The 18,714-nt window shown below is 37.1% G+C and carries 18 protein-coding genes; all 18 read right to left on the bottom strand.

The window, feature by feature from the left end:
* Positions 1-80: 80 nt before the first annotated feature.
* Complete coding sequence (locus BEN26_RS03155) at positions 81-2,693, bottom strand: acyl-CoA dehydratase activase-related protein (RefSeq protein WP_069800962.1); 2,613 nt, start codon at positions 2,691-2,693, stop codon at positions 81-83.
* The gene (locus tag BEN26_RS03150) at positions 2,694-4,913 is read right to left on the bottom strand and encodes an acyl-CoA dehydratase activase (protein WP_069800964.1); all 2,220 of its coding nucleotides are present in this window, start codon (positions 4,911-4,913) and stop codon (positions 2,694-2,696) included.
* Positions 4,914-5,288: 375 nt separating this feature from the next.
* Positions 5,289-5,618 carry a hypothetical protein gene (locus tag BEN26_RS03145; protein ID WP_069800966.1) on the bottom strand — a complete coding sequence of 110 codons (330 nt, stop codon included), beginning with the start codon at positions 5,616-5,618 and terminating at the stop codon, positions 5,289-5,291.
* Between the two features lie 16 nt (positions 5,619-5,634).
* Positions 5,635-6,108 (bottom strand): hypothetical protein, encoded by a 474-nt coding sequence (locus BEN26_RS03140; RefSeq protein ID WP_069800968.1) that lies wholly within the window; start codon positions 6,106-6,108, stop codon positions 5,635-5,637.
* 150 nt (positions 6,109-6,258) lie between these two features.
* Positions 6,259-6,900, bottom strand: coding sequence for a response regulator (locus tag BEN26_RS03135; RefSeq protein WP_069800970.1), 642 nt, complete (start codon positions 6,898-6,900; stop codon positions 6,259-6,261).
* Positions 6,866-8,356, bottom strand: coding sequence for a sensor histidine kinase (locus BEN26_RS03130; RefSeq protein ID WP_069800972.1), 1,491 nt, complete (start codon positions 8,354-8,356; stop codon positions 6,866-6,868). Before BEN26_RS03130 ends, BEN26_RS03135 begins: the two co-directional genes overlap by 35 nt.
* A gap of 102 nt (positions 8,357-8,458) precedes the next feature.
* A complete protein-coding gene (locus BEN26_RS03125; protein ID WP_068726117.1) occupies positions 8,459-8,947 on the bottom strand; it encodes an acyltransferase in 489 nt (162 codons plus the stop codon).
* Positions 8,934-9,599, bottom strand: coding sequence for a pyrophosphatase PpaX (gene ppaX, locus BEN26_RS03120; protein WP_069800974.1), 666 nt, complete (start codon positions 9,597-9,599; stop codon positions 8,934-8,936). Before ppaX ends, BEN26_RS03125 begins: the two co-directional genes overlap by 14 nt.
* Entirely contained in the window at positions 9,596-10,552 is a 957-nt protein-coding gene (locus tag BEN26_RS03115; protein WP_069800976.1) for a nucleoside recognition domain-containing protein, read from the bottom strand. Before BEN26_RS03115 ends, ppaX begins: the two co-directional genes overlap by 4 nt.
* A gap of 31 nt (positions 10,553-10,583) precedes the next feature.
* Positions 10,584-11,468: a prolipoprotein diacylglyceryl transferase gene (gene lgt, locus BEN26_RS03110; protein WP_069800978.1), complete on the bottom strand. Its 885-nt coding sequence runs from the start codon at positions 11,466-11,468 to the stop codon at positions 10,584-10,586.
* A 19-nt stretch (positions 11,469-11,487) separates the two neighbouring features.
* Positions 11,488-12,417: an HPr(Ser) kinase/phosphatase gene (gene hprK / locus BEN26_RS03105; RefSeq protein WP_069800980.1), complete on the bottom strand. Its 930-nt coding sequence runs from the start codon at positions 12,415-12,417 to the stop codon at positions 11,488-11,490.
* Between the two features lie 184 nt (positions 12,418-12,601).
* Positions 12,602-13,711 carry an ABC transporter ATP-binding protein gene (locus BEN26_RS03100; protein ID WP_068726128.1) on the bottom strand — a complete coding sequence of 370 codons (1,110 nt, stop codon included), beginning with the start codon at positions 13,709-13,711 and terminating at the stop codon, positions 12,602-12,604.
* A gap of 85 nt (positions 13,712-13,796) precedes the next feature.
* A complete protein-coding gene (locus BEN26_RS03095; RefSeq protein WP_069800982.1) occupies positions 13,797-14,771 on the bottom strand; it encodes a PucR family transcriptional regulator in 975 nt (324 codons plus the stop codon).
* A 12-nt stretch (positions 14,772-14,783) separates the two neighbouring features.
* Positions 14,784-15,596: a Cof-type HAD-IIB family hydrolase gene (locus BEN26_RS03090; RefSeq protein ID WP_069800984.1), complete on the bottom strand. Its 813-nt coding sequence runs from the start codon at positions 15,594-15,596 to the stop codon at positions 14,784-14,786.
* Positions 15,597-15,603: 7 nt separating this feature from the next.
* On the bottom strand, positions 15,604-16,008 hold the full coding sequence (panD, locus tag BEN26_RS03085) for an aspartate 1-decarboxylase (protein WP_069800986.1): 405 nt from the start codon (positions 16,006-16,008) through the stop codon (positions 15,604-15,606).
* A gap of 3 nt (positions 16,009-16,011) precedes the next feature.
* The gene (gene panC / locus BEN26_RS03080; RefSeq protein ID WP_069800988.1) at positions 16,012-16,857 is read right to left on the bottom strand and encodes a pantoate--beta-alanine ligase; all 846 of its coding nucleotides are present in this window, start codon (positions 16,855-16,857) and stop codon (positions 16,012-16,014) included.
* Position 16,858: 1 nt separating this feature from the next.
* Positions 16,859-17,701: a 3-methyl-2-oxobutanoate hydroxymethyltransferase gene (panB, locus tag BEN26_RS03075; protein ID WP_068726138.1), complete on the bottom strand. Its 843-nt coding sequence runs from the start codon at positions 17,699-17,701 to the stop codon at positions 16,859-16,861.
* Positions 17,667-18,563 (bottom strand): Rossmann-like and DUF2520 domain-containing protein, encoded by an 897-nt coding sequence (locus BEN26_RS03070; protein WP_069800990.1) that lies wholly within the window; start codon positions 18,561-18,563, stop codon positions 17,667-17,669. Before BEN26_RS03070 ends, panB begins: the two co-directional genes overlap by 35 nt.
* Positions 18,564-18,714: the final 151 nt, after the last annotated feature.

The raw sequence follows: 18,714 nt of genomic DNA, 5'->3' as shown, positions 1-18,714 counted from the left end.
TTCAGGAATGCCTTTTTCTCATCTTCTTTTAATCCGAAAAAGGCATGGATGACGGAGCAGCGTTGTAAAACGCAATTCCTTTATTTAGAATACTGATAAACTTTTTCTATTGTATGGCCGATTTGTTGCCTTCGCTGAATCTCTTCTTCCCGATAAGACCGTATGTCACCCCTCATTGCAATCTCTTGATGAAGAAGAGAGGCAAATGTGTTGATTTCAGTCTTTAAACGCTCGATCTCAATTTCCTTATCAAAGGAGAGATGAATACTCTTTATCCCATAGATTTGACACATTTCTGCCAAAGCATCCTTTGCCATTCCTTCAGGCATACATTTAAAAGGATAAAGATGCACAATTCCATCTACCCCATCATGCTCTATATGGTGTCTTGCATGGGCTACTGTCGGTTGTCCGTCTCCACCAACTTCATGTTCAAGGAAAGGTTTGGCCATAGGCTCTCTTACCCAACGGTTAGGGGAATATAACCCTTTTTCTGTAAGCCCTTGTAGGATTGGTTTTAATAGCGGATGTTTCTGAATAAAATGAGCTTTAAGTCCTTTAAAGGCACCACGAATAAAATGGCTTAATCTCATTCCTTCCACTGCTTCAATCCCTAACATTCCTAGTAAATTATCAACAGTCCCTCGATTGGCAAAGGAGGTTAGGGATACATAAATTTCTCCAACTACAACGACCTTTGGCTTTATTTCCTGATCCTGTTCTATTTGTTCTAACTCTTTTAATGCTTTTTCCTTCACTTGTAAGATTTCAGGAATGGTATGAACCTCATCCAATCGTCGGATCCATTTTCTTAATATTTGCGTCGTAGTTCCTCTTTTTGTTTCATGAGCCCGTACGATTAATGCTTTGTTTTGCAAATCCTCATAGGCCAACAATTTTTCCCAACCCGGCCAAACCAAGTTTTTCAACATTTTCAATAACTGAGTCTGCACTTTCATAGCCTGGATTACATTTAATTCCTGTTTATGTAGGAATTGTTCAAGACTTTTTACCAAATGAGCTAAGCGATCATGAGTAGCCAATGTAGATACTTGTTGTAAAAAGGCAAGCAAGTTTCTTCCTTCATTATCTAAAGTAAACATTTCTAGAGTATGTCCATATTTTTGTAAAATAGGTTGATACTCTTTTAATAAGGCTGGTTCCCCTGCAATCGCATACCAGCCAAATGTACAAGGTCCTTTTCCTCTCGCCATCAAAATGATGATCCTTCTCGGTTCAACTTGACCCCCTTTGATGTTTGCCTGCTCTTCTAAATCGTTTACTACTCGATCTAACGTTTGTCGAATACTTCCCATACTTAAAGCAAAAGGAGAACAGGTTTCTGTATAATGAACATTTCCTTTAATGATTGTTTCTTCATTTACAGGTTTTGGGGGATAGAGAAAATCGCTTAATCCTAACTGATGCCAGATATCCTTAAGAATTAGGCCAATCCCATCTCCCATATATGGCCAGATGAAAAGTGGTTTCTTCTCCTTTGGTAAATGTTCTTCATTCTTTAAGGTCACTGGTTTTGATGCTACTGATATATGAGAGATCATATCTTGAATTCCCTCTAACTTTTGAATCCTTTCATCTCTTTTTTGCTGTAGAAATCCTAAAATGGTTTCGTATCGGGTATGAAAACCGACACCACCTGTTTGCTCATCAAATTTAAAAGTCCAACATGCTTTGCCTTGATCCGAGATATATTTAGCAAAATATTCAACTTGAAAGGCATCTGGATGACAACCAAAGCTGCCAACCAGAATAAATCCGTCTACATGATCGATCATTTTATCGATAAAGGCCTGCCCTAAACGATGCGTATCATAAAAACCATTTACATTCTGGTAATACGGTTGTAATTCCCAAAAAGGAAGGTCTTGCATCGTGATGACAGAGACGCCTTTTTTCGTAAAATAGATTTTAACATCTGCAGATAATGCGGAATCCTCAACTAAATAATTTCTTCCTACTAATGCCAGACGAACCTTTGTAGGATCTTTAAGTAATTTTAGATATCGATCCGATTGTTTTTCAATCACATCTTGATATGCTTTTTTAAATACCTGGTCAATTTCTTTAAATTCATCATTTCTAGAATCAGACCAATCTCTTTTCATTAAAAAGGCTAATTTTTTTGCCTTCTTCCACTGAAAAAGATCTCCATAAACATGAGCACAAACCTGTCTTAAATGGTTTTCATCTAAAGAATCGATTTCAGGTGCAATCACTCTTGGGAAATGGTCTCCTTTTTCCGCCAACCTTTCGACTATTTCTTCGTTCATCAGCAGATTTAAATGTTCTTGATGTCTATAATTGCTTTGCTTTAAACGGTATCCCGTGATACTGCTTAGGGAACGAATCACAACGCCATCCAAATCACGATATTTTGCACAAGTACTTGAATCATCGTGTTCTCCTTTGATAATTGGTGTTAAAAGAACATCAATCTCAGGGTGTTCATGAATCAGTTGATAAATATGCCCAATATAGACTCGAAGGGGTAAACAATAATCTGCACTCGCGATTGCGCTTGCCGCTTCAATCATATTTGGCTTGGTTACCGTACTTTTAATCATAGGAATATCCATCAATTCTAAAAAACGTATAAGCAGCTTTACTGCCACATATTTCCCTGTAAAGGCAGTGGAAATTCCGACGATAGGCTTACTTTTATCAACAACCATCTATGCCAACCCCCTTTCAAGCAATAATGTTTCGATGTGTTTTTTTGAAGCGTCATCCTCAATCATTCCTTCAAACAGCCCAAAATCACAGTTGATTGATTTATAGCCAGCTATTGGCTGATCATCCTCTAATAAAGTAATCACCCCATGACAGGTTCGATCACATGAAGGATGCTTACACGTTAATGTCCTCGTGTGATATGTAGAAGAGAGAATTGTATCAAACCCTTTAAAACTTGAATTCATACCTTTTGCATATGCATCTTTTGCTAGGAGGGCTGCTCCTAATGCACCTGCACCAACAACTAATCTTCGATCCTTAGCAATAATGAACTCTTCTTCAGAAAGCTGTAAAGTTTCTTTAAAAGCATGTTGAATCGCTTGGTTTAAAAACGTTCCTCCTTGAGCCACAATCGGTACAGATAATACCTTTCCTTTGCCGATATCAGATAAATAGGTTCTACAAATGGAATAAGCAAGCCCCATCAATAAATCTTTAGTAGGAAAGCCTGCCCGTGCTTTATGGATGATATCTGATTCGCCGAAGACCGCACAACGTCCTGATATTCTCGCTGGTGAATGAGAAGTAAGCGCAATTGGACCAAATTGATCCAAAGGAATCTCAAATCGCTTAGCAATCGCTTCAATAAAAGCTCCTGCACCTGCTGCACATTTATCATTCATTGCAAATTCAATTCCGTGGTCATTGATCACAATAATTTTCGCATCATTTCCACCAATATCCATAATCACCTTCACACCAGGTACCATATATTGAGCCCATGTGGTATGTGCTAAGATTTCCGTTACCTTTACATCAGAGGTATATTTAGCCTTTGTGGTAATCATATCTCTAGCTAATTCCCCTGCACTCCCTGTTGTTCCAACACCTCCTAAGCTTTCTCCTAATGGTAGGTGTTTTTTTAGTTCAATCAAGGCAGCTTGAATCGCTTTAATTGCATCTCCAGAAGTTTCAACTGAACCAACAGAGATGATTTCTATTCCGGTTTGTGTCCCTTTAATTAATGCGTATTTCGTCCCTCTTGACCCTCCATCGATCCCAGCAAAATAAATACCATCTATCGATCTTACATCAGAATGGAGTGATCTTTCATTGTTGATCACGATTTTACTCTTTTCACGATGAATCGGAATTTTAATGTTTTTCTGTGATTGCGGGATTTCTTTGACATTTTTAGCTTGGAAGGCACCTTCACATCTGCCACCCAACGTGTCTAAAATATGGATCCCTTCCTCACTTTTTTCAAGAGGTTGAGACAATTCACAAGCATTTTGACAACCATGGCAATAACGAATTTGGCTATCAAAATCTCGAATAAAGAAGTCCTCTTTAAAAGAAGTTTGATTAGCAGAATCTTTTTTTTCTTCCAATACGATGGCGGCCATTCCTAAAGCTCCAACAATGTCATGATAAGGTGGAATGATGACTTCCACACCTAAATGATGTTCAAAAGCCCTTTTTACTCCTTGATTAAAGGCTACTCCACCTTGAAAAACAATCGGGCTAGGCAAAGGAACATCTTTTACAACATTTTTAAGGTAATTGGTTACCATTGCATCACAAATTCCAGCTAAACGTTCAGCTAATGGCACACCCTTTTGTGTCAAATGACGGAAATCCCGTCTAGAAAATACGGTACAGGTCGAATCAATTCTAGCAGACTGCATAGCTTCTAACGCGATAGGGCCAAATTGATTTAAAGAAATACCTGCTTCATCGGCAATTTGTTTAAGAAACTCCCCAGTCCCAGCAGAGCAAATCGTGTTCATATTAAAGTAAACAGGGACATTTGCTTTATCAAACACAATCACTTTTGAATCTTGTCCACCAATTTCAATAATGGTTCCTATTTTATCGATAGGTTCTTTGATTCCATTGTTTTCTATTTTTACTAAACCTTTTTTTATTAAGTGTTGGATACCAACAGAATGGGCAAAAATTTCCGTTTTGGTTAAATCCCCGCCAATCATGTGACGATTTAATTCCCGGCCGCTACCTGTTAACCCGATTCCTCCCACTTGATATTGAGGAACACTTTCAAGATAAGTGCGAAGGGCATTTTTCACAGCATCCACTTGGCTTGGGAACTGATCGTGACGAAGATATAGAGAGGTTCCTATCAACTCACCATCTCTTGAGATTCCAGCTACTTTTACCGTTGCTGAGCCAATATCCACTCCGATATAAACCTTATCCATTTTCACACACCTTTTTCTTATCCATATTTACCTATTCATCAATCAATAATTTATTTTACCCATTCTCCCTCTATTTTAATACTATTATAAAAAATAGTGTATTACGACGAGCTCCGTTGTACGCCTCTTTGTATGTAATACACAATTTAGTTACTTTGTTTTAATTAAGAAAAGGTTTGTATATTCCATCGCGCTCCGTCATCCGTGCCCTTCTATGAATAAAGATTACGGAGAGAAGGGCACTTCTGAAGGTCGCTGCTTATGGAATATACAAACCCTTAAATGACAAATGGAAGAAAGTTATACTTTCTTAATCTTTAAAAAAGGCCCCAAAACTTGGGACCTTGTAGGTAAGTAATAGAATTTTAAATTTTCCTATAAGATATGTGTCAGGAAAAATCCACTAATTAAGACCGTACCAATCACTGCAGACCAGATAGCCATGTTCATCAATTTAGTTGCATTATACTTCGCCGATAAATCCTTTTTAGATAAGATAAATCCAAGTATAAGGAATAATCCGATAGTGAAAACTCCATGTGTTACCCAGTGATGGCCTGTAAGAGAAGCCATCCAGTCTTTAAATGGGGTAACCATTTCTTTGAAAATCATCAGCACTGCATTAAAAATATTTGCGACTGCAAAGGCTATTCCAAAGCCGATGGTTTTCTGACTTAACCCTTGATTTTCCACTTTAACTTCCATTCTGATCTCCTCCCTCCTATTGACCTAATAGACCTAGTTTTACACCTTTAGTAATCATGGAACCCATGCCCTCCATACCAAAACCAAGGACGATAGAAATAATGGCAACAGATATTGCTAATTTTTGAATATGCTTATTCCCAATTAATTTATCACTATAGGCAATGATTGGAAGAACCATACTAGCAAGTAGAAGGATAAAGAAAATATGTTCCTTTGCTTCCATGAAGAAAGCATGTGCTGCAGGGAACGATCCAGCTTTAATAATGAACTTGTCACCTACATCTTGTGCTCCATAATAAACCCAATACCACCATCCGCCAACAATGTAAGAAATCCAGATAAATACTGATGATAAAACACTTACGATTCTTAGCCTTTTGATATTCTTTTCATTCACATTTAAAAGTTCTACAAGTGCCCAAACAGCCATAATAATTCCCCATACACCAAACATGACATGAGGCATTGTCGTAAACACTTTAAACATAGCGTACCCCCACTTTCATTTATTAATATTAAGGAGCTCCTTGTGACTTTATTATCTCATGGCTTAAAAAAGACCACTAGTGAAGGTCCTCTCTAAAAAAAAAAGGAACAATGTCCCTTATTTTCTCAGGACATTGTTCCCATTAGCACGTTACTCATTTAAATGATAGCGAACAGCAAAAGCGGCTGCTTCTGCGCGATTATTCACTTCTAATTTAACTAATATTTGGCTAACATAGTTTCGAATCGTCTTTTCACTTAGAACCATCGTCTCTGCAATTTCTCGATTTGTCTTTCCTTCAGCTATCAAACAAAGAACCTGTCTTTCTTGATACGTGAGTTCATTTATTTTTTTCGCTTCTTCCGACTGACGTATTTTCCTTAGTAATTTTGTTGTAATCGTTGGATCAAGAAGAGATTTCCCTTCAACGACTGCTTCAATAGCACGAATTAAATCCTGGGAACAAATCTCTTTTAATATATAGCCACTAGCCCCCGCCTTTACAGAATCATAGATCGCCTCTTCATCATCATGAGAAGTGAGCATAATCACATAGGTAGAAGGTTGAATTTTTAAGATTTCCTTGCATGCTTCAATACCGCTTTTATGTGGCATTCGGACATCCATTAGAATGACGTCCGGCTTTTTTTCAATAGATAAAGCGATTGCTTCATCTCCACTGGCTGCTTCCCCCACAATTTCAATTCTAGGATAAATCGTAAGTAAGCTTTTTAGACCCATCCGTACCATTTCACTATCATCCACTAGCAGCAATTTGATCTTCTTGTCCATTTTCCATCCTCCCCTCATTTTTAACTTGTAATGTGAGCCTTGTCCCTACTCCTTTTACTGAAGAAATGATTAAACTCCCTCCAATAGACTGGGCACGAAATCTCATATTTTTTATTCCTTGTCTAAAAAACTCTGGCTCCTCCTTTTCTATGTATCCTTCTATATTTCCCATTCCTGTTCCGTTATCTTCTATTTCAACCTCATATTTTTTGCGGTTTCCTTGGACCGAAATCATGACTTTTGATGCGTTTGCATGGCGCAAAACATTACTCAAAGCCTCTTTTACAATATAGTAGATTTGCACTGTTTGCGACAAAGGAGGATCTTCACCTTGGAAATCATATTGGAATAGAATCTGCAATTCATGTTTAATATCCATTTCCTCGATTAAACGTTTTATTTCTTCTTTCATCGTTGCCTCTTGATTTACTGGCATTTTCAATTTTTTGATATATCCCCTAATCTCTCGAATCAGATCATTTAGTCTTTTTACAATCACTTGTAGTTCAATGGCTGATTGTTCGATTTTATTTTCTTTATTATCGGTGAGAAGCATGTTACGGACTCTTTCCAATTGAAGCCCCGTAGCATAAATGGATTGAATCATTCCATCATGAAGGTCCCTAGCAATCTTACTTCTCTCCTCTACCACCGCTTTCGTTTTTTCTGCTTGATAGAAATAGTTTTGATATTCCAGATCAAATACTTTTAAAATTTTCAGAATAAAAAAGGCCATTAGAAAAGCACTTAACCCTCTAAATAATTCAATCGGAATTCCTGTGGTATGAAAGAAAAGATCTGAGTTAAAGAGAATCGCTGGAAGAACTGGTGCGTAAGGAACAATCAAACCACCAGCTAAAGCATAAGAAGCAACGGAGCCCATCGCCAAATACAAAATTCGTGTCATAGAAGGAACACCAAAACTTTGAAATTGTCTTTTTTGTAAAAATAGGGCATAGCTGCTTATTGCTCCCCCAGGAAAAGCTAAGAGGTAACGAGCCCAGATATCACTAATTGCAAACCACCAGTCTTGATTCTTTTCATCAACAAAAATCGGCTCAAGGAAAATAAAATGAGAAAACCATACTAATAAGACAAACATTGGGATGAATAAAAACTTACGATCCCATTTTTTCGTTTGAATAAGCAAATGCATACCAAAGTAAAAAAGGAAAAAGAAGGAAATGGCATTGATAATAAATTGGATAGACTCTAAAACGTAGATTTGTGAAGCGTTTAAATAGCTCTTTTGAAGAGGAATAAATGCAACTCCCCAGTCAGCAATTCCATGCAAAATGCCAAATAAGGCTAGATAATATAAACTTTTCGCCAAATAAAAATGACTGTGAACGGTATTTTTTAATAGAATTCCAAAACCCATAAGGAAAAAGGTAAGAGGATAAACAAAAGAAATAACCACATGATTCGTTTCAAAAAATGTAGCTAGGATAGACAAAAATTCCTCCCCCTTAGAAATAGACATTATATCAATTTCCTCTTTTTGTCATTATATCATTACAATTTGCTTTAATATTCGTCAATTTTGTGAAATCACAGACTATTTATTTAACATTCTAATGATTCTTGCAGGATTTCCTGCAACAAACGCATTGGGAGGAACGTCTTTCGTCACGACGGCGCCAGCAGCAACAACAGCATAATCACCAATCGTTACGCCAGGTAAAATCAAGGAATTGGCACCAATCATCACATTTGAACCAATATATACATCTCCCAATCGATATTCTTCAATTAAATATTCATGGGCTAAGATTGTCGTATTGTAACCAATAATCGTATTATCACCAATGTGAATTTTCTCAGGGAACATGGTATCCATCATCACCATTAAAGCAATTGACGTTTTCTCGCCAATTTCCATCTGCAGAAAAGTGCGATAAAGCCAATTTTTTACAGGTAACCACGGAGTAAACCGAGCAATCGTAATCACGATAAAACTCTTCATGACCTTCCAAAAGGAAACGGTTTGATATACTTGCCATAAAGAATTGCTACCTTCTACAGGATATCTCTTAGTTTTCCTCATCTACTTTCTTCGTTCCCTTCACAATATTGATTAAATCACGAAAATCGTATAGCATAAAATCCGGATGATATTGCTGTAAAAATTCTGGACCTTTGATACTCCATGCTACACCAACAGATGTAATGCCTGCATTTTGAGCTGCTTGAAGATCATATTGGGAATCGCCTACCATCAATGTGGTTTTAGGGTCTGCGCTTAGTCTCTCCATTGCAAGTAGCACAGGCTCTGGTGCAGGCTTATGCAACTCTGTATCTTCGTATGTTACAATGGTATCCATCAGCACATCTAAGCCAAATAATTTTAAACCCATCATGACGGTATTTTTCATCTTCGTCGTGACAATCCCCAATATTGCTCCTTCTTGTTTTAGAAGCGCTAGTACTTCCTTCACATGAGGAAATTCCATGACCATTTCATCATGGGTTCTTACATTATGTTCCCGATAAACCTCGACCATTTGTTGAGCCGTTTCTTTCTCCCCAAACTGTAACATTTGTTCATATAAGGGGCGACCCATATGGGGAATGATCGCTTCACGAGTATATTTTCCAGGATAAAATTGTTCCAATGTATATAAAAAGGAGTTGATGATCAACTCATTCGTATTAATAATCGTTCCATCTAAATCAAATAGTAAAGTCTTATATTTCACTTTACTTCTCCCTTCACCACAAGTTCAGTATGAGTAATCAGCCTTTGCCATACTTTAGCTGTAAGCATGGTAATCACAAAGGCAACGGCCACACGAATGAGCAGCAAAGGAATCACATTGATACCTAAAGGAATAAAAATCAACGTATCCTCAATCACCGCATGACTAGCAACTAGAAAAATAGACAAAAGATATAAATCCCGTTTTGAGAAATTTTCTTCTTTCGAACTCTCAATGATGACTCCAGCACCATAAGCTAATCCAAAAATCAATCCTGCCAATAATGGAACAGATGTCTTCCCGGATGAAAGTCCTAAAACCCTTGTTAAGGGTTCTAACCATTTGGAAATATATTGAATTGCATGTAAATCCTTTAATAGTTGAATGCCTAACATGAGGGGAAATACGATTAACGCAATTTGCCAAATGCCAAGTAACGCTTTTTTAAAGGCTAATAAGCCGATACCAATCCAAGTTTCAGGTTGTTCTTGAACGGCCGCAACCATTCCATAATGGGCCGAATTATCTCCTCCACGCCAGAGAAGATAAACAAGAATTCCAGCAGCAAATGATAATCCAATACGTAAGGAAATTGGAACGATCGCCTTAACACCAATTTTTTTAGCCACAACGGTTTCAACCAACAAATTATGAGCAAAGCTTAACATGATCGCTAATATAAAAACGTTTTTTACTGTTAAATCTAAAGACAAAATGGCTCCTATTGCCGCATAAAGATTTAATAAATAGCCTAATGCAAGTGGGATTGCAGCTTCACCAGGTAATCCTATCCATTTCATTAACGGTGTAAAAAAAGAAGTGACCCAATGAATCACTGGGGTATAATTTAAAATTGAAACAATCATCGTGATTGGAAAAACGACTTTTCCTAAAACCCAAGTGGTATGAACACCCGACTTTAGTCCTTTGCTCCAAGTTTCTTTCGTATTCATCTTACACTCCCCCGTTGCTCCTTACCCTTGTTTAATCTTCATATCGTGCTGGCCGAACTGTTTTATATTTTCGAATCCACATAGCAACTAAAGCTAGAAGTACTAATACGACACCAATCAATTGAGCAATACGAACATTTCCATAAGCCATTTCACCTGGTTCAAAATAGATCGCCATAGGGGACCAGAGAATTTTCATTAAAGAAGCTAACCATGTTGGCCCGTCAAAAGCTAGACTGTCTGTTCTTAACCCCTCGATAAAAAAACGACCAATCGAATACCAAATAAAATAGCTTAAAAAAACCATTCCTTGAATCGGATTTTTCTTTCTATACCAAACCAATAGAATCACACCGATGATATTCCAAATCGATTCATATAAAAACGTAGGATGATAATATACACCACCAATATTCATTTGGTCAATGATAAATTGCGGTAAATGAAGATTCTGCAAAAATTCTAAACTCACAGGTCCACCGTGTGCTTCTTGATTCATAAAGTTGCCCCAGCGACCTATCGCTTGCCCTAATAAGATACTTGGTGCCACCAAATCAGCCAACTTTAAAAAAGAGATATTTTTTACTCTAGCAAAAATATACCCTGTTAAAATCGATCCGATCAAAGCCCCGTGTATCGCAAGCCCACCTTTCCAGATCGCAATAATATCCTCAGGGTGCTCAGAATAATAGTCCCATTGAAAAAGTACATAATAAGCCCTTGCTCCAATGATTGCTGCAGGCACCGCATAGATAAGTAAATCCATTAGCAGGTCTGCATTAAAACCAATTCGCTTAGATTCCCAAAGAGCGAGTAGCAAACCAAATATGGCAGCTGAACCTAAAATAATTCCATACCAGTGAACTTTTAATGGCCCAAGTTGAAAAGCAATTGGATCAATAGCTAATGTGAACATTCATACCCCTCCATATTCGTTAGTCGATTTCTTCTTCCATGGCCTCCGTTAATCGTGAAGTAAACTCTTTGGCAGCATGATACCCCATTAACTTTAAACGGTAATTCATCGCAGCAACTTCAACGATAACAGCTAGGTTTCGGCCAGGACGAACTGGGATTGTAATTAAAGGAATCTCTGTATCCATAATCTTCATCTTTTCTTCATCTAATCCTAACCGCTCGTAACTCTTATCCTTATCCCACATCTCCAAGTTAATCACTAAAGTAATCTTTTTATGAATTCTTACCGCTCCTGCACCAAATAACGTCATTACATTGATGATCCCTAGTCCTCTAATTTCTAATAAGTGGCGAATTAACTCCGGTGCTGTTCCGATCAATTCATTTTCAGCTGTTTGTCTAATCACTACTGCGTCATCCGCAACCAAGCGATGACCACGTTTTACTAATTCCAAAGCTGTTTCGCTTTTACCAATTCCACTGCCACCAGTAATCAAAATTCCTACACCATAGACATCAATCAATACACCATGAATCGTCCGGGTAGGGGCTAGTTGGGCCTCCAAATAATTCGTTAATTTACTGATAAAACGAGTGGTATTTAATGGCGTTTTTAGAATCGGAATTTTCCTATCGCAGGCTACCTCCAATAATTCATCTGGTGCTGGCATATCACGAGCAATGATGATGCAGGGTGTATCATCTTGACATAATTGTTCCATCCGCTCCCTTCTCACATCGGAAGGAAGTCCATTAACAAAGGTGATCTCTGTTTTTCCCAAAATTTGTACCCTTTCAGAAGGGTAATATGTAAAAAAACCTGACAATTCTATTCCTGGTCGACTAAGATCGCTTACAGTAACCAATCGGTCTAGATCCGTATCCTTACATAATAATTCTAAGGAAAAATCCTCTAATAAATCTTTTACTTTTAATTTTTTGTCCATTTTATCACTCCACAACATTGTATCCAATGAGTCCTTAAGATAACCCACAAAAGTAACGACTTCCTTCGAAGCTTATTCCGATTACTTATGCTGGGTCCCGTTATAATAATAGCGACTGATGATAATCAGTCGCTTTTAAAAAATCATAATCTTATTATAAATGATTTTTGATTCAATTGTAAAATTAGAAAATCGCATCTTCACTATCTTTATCAAAGATATGAATTTTGTTCATATCTAATGCCAATTTAACTTGGCTTCCTGCCCTTAATTGAGTGCGGGCATTAATTCTTGCTGTCACAGAATCTTTACCAATTCCAGATAGATATAGGTACATTTCCGAACCCATGTTTTCTGCTACATCGATCGTTGCTGTGAATTGACTTTGTGGTGAGGATTCTAAGAAGATAGGTTCGTCATGGATATCTTCTGGACGAATCCCAAGGATAATTTCTTTACCTGCATAACCTTTATCGCGAAGAATTTTAGCTTTTCCTTCAGGAATTTGTAAAGTAATGCCTTCTGTTCTAAAGAAAAGCATATCTTCTTTTCCTTCTAATTTACCAGGAATGAAGTTCATCGCTGGTGAACCTATAAATCCAGCAACAAAGATATTTTTTGGATGATTATAGATTTCATTTGGTGTATCTACTTGTTGAACAATACCATCTTTCATAACCACAATCCGATCACCCATGGTCATCGCTTCTGTTTGATCGTGTGTAACATAAACAACGGTTGTTTCAAGACGCTTGTGTAGTTTACTAATTTCTGTTCTCATTTGTACACGCAATTTAGCATCTAAATTAGAAAGTGGTTCATCCATCAAAAATACTTTAGGTTCACGAACAATCGCTCTTCCTAAGGCAACACGCTGTCTTTGTCCACCAGAAAGCGCTTTAGGTTTACGATCTAATAAATGTTCGATATCAAGAATTTTAGCAGCTTCATGAACTCTTTTCTTGATCTCATCTTTGCTAAATTTTCTAAGTTTCAAACCAAACGCCATGTTATCATAAACAGACATATGAGGATATAATGCATAGCTTTGGAATACCATCGCAATATCTCGATCTTTAGGCGCTTTATTATTGACTAGTTCATCGCCAATATAAAGCTCACCCTCAGAGATTTCCTCTAATCCAGCAATCATCCGTAATGTTGTTGATTTACCACAACCAGATGGACCAACAAGCACTAAAAATTCTTTATCTTGAATTTCCAAATTAAAATCTTTTACAACTTCTACATCACCATAACGTTTGTAAATATGATTTAATGTTACCTTTGCCATAAAATTCCCCTCCATTCTGTATTACTTTCATTCTAGCCTATCTTTGTAAGCGTTATCTATGCGCAAATCTTACAATTTTTTCGCATCAATTCTGTGCATTTTGTCCATCATCTTTGTTTAACATCATTATGATTTTAGCAATTACCGCATCCTCAAATTTTTTTACATCAAGATTTGTTGCTTGCTTAATCTTTTCCAAACGATATTGTAGTGTATTACGATGGATATACAACCTTCTGGCAGTCTCACTCATATTTAAATTTTCTTCAAAAAATACCTCTAAAGTCTTATTTAACTCCGGATCATTTGACCACTGTAATGGTTTAAAAAGTTTTAAACTATCTTCAGGGATTGAAAAAATAAGTCGTTCAAGCTGATGAGTCCAAGGTAATAATAGATCAACCTGCTGCCACAGTCTCATCACCCATTTTTCATCAAGTAGTAGATGTCTTCCCTCTTTTATTAAATCTTCTATCTGATCAATAGGATAGTGTAATCCTATTTTTATTTCTTCTTCCCATTCATTTTGAATCATTGCTTGTAAACCATACGCAAACTCTTCTAATTCAATAGATTGGTGATAGGGTAATTTTAATTCAAGATTTGAGATCACGATCATTAACATGGTTTCAGAGATGGTTACTTCAAAGAAATCGAATTCTAAATACGAATGAAGCAATTCAATCAAAGAATGATCCCATTCACTATGGCGCTGTTTGATAAAAAGAATCGGAATCCACCCTTGATTCCAATTCTTAACTTTACTTACCCATGCGGGAATTTCAATCATTGTAGGTCGTGTATTGGTGTAGCTCTTATCCATCCATTGTTCCTTTAGCCATTCTTGCAAACGAGTTTGCTCGGGATCCTCATTTAGGAGATTTTCTTTTAAATAAGCTATCATTTCTACAATTTCTTTCTTTGTAAAGTCTTGCTTTTCTCGTGGTAGGCGTAAATAAGTACGGATATGATCCTTTTCAAACAAAAATATATCATGATTATTCTTTTGATCTTTTTCCTTTTCGGTTGTTGCTGAAACAGAGTAAATCTCTATTTCCATTCTTACTCACCCCTACTCCTCATTCAAAACAAACTTCTGCAACACTTCCCATACCCCATGGTCATTATTCGTCTTTGTCACATAATCGGCCAATGCCTTTATATCTGGATGTCCATTTCCCATAGCTACTCCTAACCCAGCCACTTCAATCATATCCCGATCATTATAACTATCCCCAATCGCAATTACTTGGTCCATAGTGATCCCTTTGCTTTTGGCTAAGTATTGAATAGCTTGTCCTTTCGATGCCTCTCGATGAGAAATCTCTAAGAAATCTGGTTTCGATATGGTAACATGGGCCAAATCCCCATACTTTTTCTGCCACTCCTTTTCCATTCCCTTGATCACTTCTGGTTCATCAATGGTAATGATTTTTAATGGCTTAGTTTGAAGTTTATCCATGGTTTCAATCAAATCATCTACTTTTTTAAAAGGAACATTTGAAGCCTTACTATATTTCTCCACATATTTATTATGACTTTCAACAATAAGTTCATCGTGTAAATAGATTTGAATATGTTTGTTTTGTTGTCTAAGTTCTTGAATCACTTGAATCGTTAAGTCATATGGTAATAGTCTTTCATACAACACTTCTCCACTAAGGACATTTTTAATGAGTGCACCTTGATAGGTAATAATGGGTACATCGAGCTGAATTTCTTTCGCATATTGAGCTGCAGACTGAAACATTCGGCCTGTTGCTAGTGTCACAGTCACTCCTTTTTTAACAGCTTCTTGTATGGCTTCTATCGTCTGTGGAGAAATTTTTAGATCATCTCTTAATAACGTATCATCTAGATCGATCGCTACTAGTTTGTATTTCATCTATCTCCTACCTTTCTATCCTTTTATCGCCATATATTTCTAATTTTTCTTTTTCCGTTCCTAATTTGATGATTTTATTCTGATGATCAACAAAGACGACTTTAGGTTGATGATCTTTAGCTTCTTGATCATCTAACCAACCATAAGCTATAATAATCACTACATCTCCTGGTTGTACCAAACGTGCGGCAGCTCCATTTAAACAGATGGTTCCGCTTCCCTTCTCACCAGTAATCACGTAAGTTTCAAAACGAGCCCCATTATTATTATTCACAATTTGTACTTTTTGACCAGGTAAAATATCTGCTGCCTCCAATAAGTCTTCGTCAATCGTTATACTTCCCACATAATTGAGATTCGCTTCAGTTACAATGGCTCTATGGATTTTTCCTGTCATCATTTCTCTAAGCATTTCCTATACCTCCACAATCATATTGTCTATTAACCTAGTTGTTCCAAATTTAACGGCAAGTGCAATCAATACCTTATGATTGATCTCCTTTACTTCCTCAAGGTTTTCGCCATCAACAATAGAGACATAATCAATATTGGCTAATGGTTGTTGTTGGATCATCATTTCAATTTGCTTTTTTAACCTCATCGCATCCCGCTCACCTTGTTCAATCCTTTCCTTCGCCATATTTAAAGCATGGAAAAGAACAATGGCTTGTCCTCTTTCTTCGGAATTAAGATAAACATTGCGTGAACTCATTGCCAATCCATCTGCTTCTCGTACAATCGGACAAACCACTACCTCTACATCTATATTTAGATCCTTCACCATTCTCTGAATGACAATCACCTGTTGAGCATCTTTTTGTCCAAAATAAGCACGGTCAGGATTTACAATATGAAATAATTTATTCACGACTGTAGTCACGCCCAAAAAATGACCCGGTCTTGATTTTCCACATAATGTTTCCGTCAATTGTTTTACTTCTACATAGGTATTAAATCCTTCTGGATACATTTCATTGATTCCAGGTACAAAAAGTACATTTGCGCCTGCTTCCTGAGACAATCGTATATCCTGTTCTATATTCCTTGGATAACGTTCAAAATCTTCACCAGGGCCAAACTGACGAGGATTAACGAATATACTCACCACGACCAAATCATTCTCAACAGCTGCTCTTCGGATCAAGGAAAGATGACCCTCATGCAAATATCCCATGGTAGGAACAAAGCCTATTTTCTTCCCTTCTTTCCGCATTTCTTTCAAATATGATTTCATTTCTTGAATGTTTTTATAAATCTCCATATTATTTTCCCCCATACAATTGAGATATTGAGATTCGTTCCGAATGAAAGCAATGTTCTTCCCTTGGAAAAGTTCCTTGTTTTACCTCTTTTATATATTGAGAAACAGAATCTTTGATCGTTTGACCAATTTCTGCATATTGTTTTACAAATTTGGGTATATTCCCATGATAAAATCCTAAAAGATCATGAGTGACTAATACCTGCCCATCACAGCCAACACCAGCCCCTATCCCTATGACTGGAATCGAAAGCTGTGAAGAAATCATCGTTGCTAATTCAGCAGGCACCATCTCCAATACGAGGGAAAAAACCCCTGCATCTTCAAGAGCTTTAGCATCTTCAAGCAATTTCCTAGCTTCATTTTCAGTTTTTCCTTGTACATAATATCCACCCATTTGGTGAATAGACTGCGGAGTAAAGCCTAAATGGCCCATCACAGGGATACCCGCTCTTATAATCGCTTTAATCTCTTCTATGATTTCTATACCACCTTCTAATTTTACTGCTTGAGCATGTCCTTCTTGAATAATCCGGCCCGCATTTTTGACGCTTTCTTTGATCCCCATGTGATAGGATAAAAATGGCATATCTCCGATCACAAGCGCTTGATCTACCGCTCGGCTGACGGCTTTTATATGATGAATCATATCCTCCATCGTCACTTGTGTTGTATTTTCATAACCTAATACAACCATTCCTAATGAATCGCCTACAAGTATTCCATCGATTCCACTCTGATCTAATAATTTAGCCGTGGGATAATCATAAGCTGTCAACATCGTGATCTTCTGTCCTTCTTGCTTCATTTTACGAAAAGTTGCTATTGTGTTTCTTTTTTTCATTAGATATTAGCACCTCCTTCATTTTTTCAGCCGAATCAGATGTAATCCGCCTTCCCCGTTTTGCCAGGTCTATCGTTAAAAAACCCATTTGTTGGTAAAGATCAAGCCAGGTTTGGTCTACTTCCCCAAGTACTTCCAAATGCTTTTCTAGTGTACACATGTCACCCCTAGAAATTGGGCCAGTTAAAGCCTTTTCCGTCCCTAAATCGATCACTCGATCGATCGTTTTTTTCACAAGGGGCTCAATTAAGTCTTTTGTTTGATTTTGTTTAAAACCAGCAGTAGTCAGCATTTGGACACCTATATCTACTAATGTGACTAAATAATTTGATAGAATGGTTGCTGCAGTATGATATAAGGCCTTTACATCTGTACGAATCTCCATCCATGAATTTCCACATTGATCTAAAAGAGATTTTAATTCCCCTAACTTTTTCCCTCTTCCTTCTATTGTAAATAAAACAGATTGAAGATCAATAACAGCTTTTTCTGGATCGCTAAAAGAAAGCATAGGATGTAATGAACAAACCGTAGCCCCATGATCCCATAAAGAAGATAGCAAATTAGAAGTATGTAAGCCACTCAAATGAAATACTATCTTATTTTCCCATACAATCGGTAAACTAGCCAGTTTTTCAGATATGCTTGCAATTTGATCATCGTTCACTGAAATAGCTATTAGATCTGAGTCTTTTACCAACGCTTCCAATTCTTGATAAGCCATACTTTTGCTTTTGCTCGCAGCCTTTACTGCATGTTGATAGGTACGAGTATAATATCCTACCACTTGAAACCCCTTACGATACCAATATTCACCTAATGACGTACCCACTTTTCCTGCTCCAATAAATCCAATCTTCAATTCATGACCCCCTTCCTAACTTTAATAAAATTTAAAACAGGCGAATATACATACTCTTTTATCTTGTAATGAAATGAAAGCTCTCTTTAGTATTAAAGAAATAACCACCTGATTGGTGGTTATTTCTTATCTTGTGCCAAACCATTTAAAA

This window comes from Tepidibacillus sp. HK-1 (genome assembly GCF_001748485.2).
In the GTDB taxonomy this organism is placed as follows: Bacteria; Bacillota; Bacilli; order Tepidibacillales; family Tepidibacillaceae; genus Tepidibacillus_B; species Tepidibacillus_B infernus.
Note: the sequence above shows the minus strand (reverse complement) of the source record. Positions and strands in the feature narration are given on the sequence as shown.